The organism is Oleiphilus sp. HI0117 (assembly GCF_001635235.1).
This window is the reverse complement of sequence record NZ_LWGA01001422.1, coordinates 1-910: the sequence shown is the minus strand read 5'-3', so window position 1 is coordinate 910 and position 910 is coordinate 1. Positions and strand designations below refer to the sequence as shown.

Annotated in this window: 1 protein-coding gene; it reads right to left on the bottom strand. The window is 46.9% G+C overall.

All coding sequences use genetic code 11. From position 1 onward, the window contains the following. Nucleotides 1–884, bottom strand: an 884-nt coding sequence (alr, locus tag A3757_RS23960) for an alanine racemase (RefSeq protein WP_197470281.1), incomplete at its 3' end; no start/stop codon positions are given. Between the last annotated feature and the right edge of the window lie 26 nt (nt 885–910).

Sequence of the window (910 nt, the reverse complement as noted above, 5' to 3'; positions counted from 1 at the left end):
GGCGTTCCATCTGGTGCATGTCGGGGATAACCATCACCATAACCGCAAGCGACTGTTGCAATTCGTGATTCACGAGATGCTCGCCAGCGGCCGCCATAGCCAACACGCTCTCCGATAGAAAGCTCTCTAACAGCCATGATTGCAGACTTTAATTTCATCACCGGCTTTAAATCAAAATTCTGGTCTTGCTTCTCTGGTGACGGCATTGCGCCATATAAGATAATACCAGGTCGAACAATATCTTTATGGCTATGAGGATAATATAGAATACCACCGGAGTTAGCCGTGCTCAGTAAGAGCTCATCCGACTCAATATCTTGTATAACAGAATTAAAGCGCTGAAGCTGCTGATCTACCTGCTCCCCCCCTGGCAAATCACTTGCTGAGAAGTGCGTCATACAAGCATAGAGCGAGAGGTACTGATTTGACTCAATTCGCTTCAATGCAAGTGCAAAGTCCTCGCTATTCATACCCAGGCGATTCATTCCGGTATCAAGCTTTAAGCAAACTTTATACTCAGAAGCCTGAGTTTGATTTTCAAACAGCGCCAACTGCCATAAGCTATGGACCACCCAAATCACATTGCTTGTATCCTCGATACAGGCCTTAGCAAAAGGTCCTTCAAGTACCCATATTCGATTAGCGAGCTGAGCCTCACGCAATTGGCGCATTTCTTCGGGAATTGCCACTGCCAAGTCATGCTGGCCAGCAAGCCTTGCCATCTCGATCAGACCATGACCGTAGGCATTGGCTTTAAGCACCACCATTAAAGAAGTAGCCTTCGATATTTCTGCTGCACGCTTTATATTATGACGAAAAGCCTGCCCGTCTACTTCAAGATATAATGGACGACCGCCTGAAAAGCCCTCACCCTCAAGACACAAATTAACACCTTCTGCCCGCCTAAGCT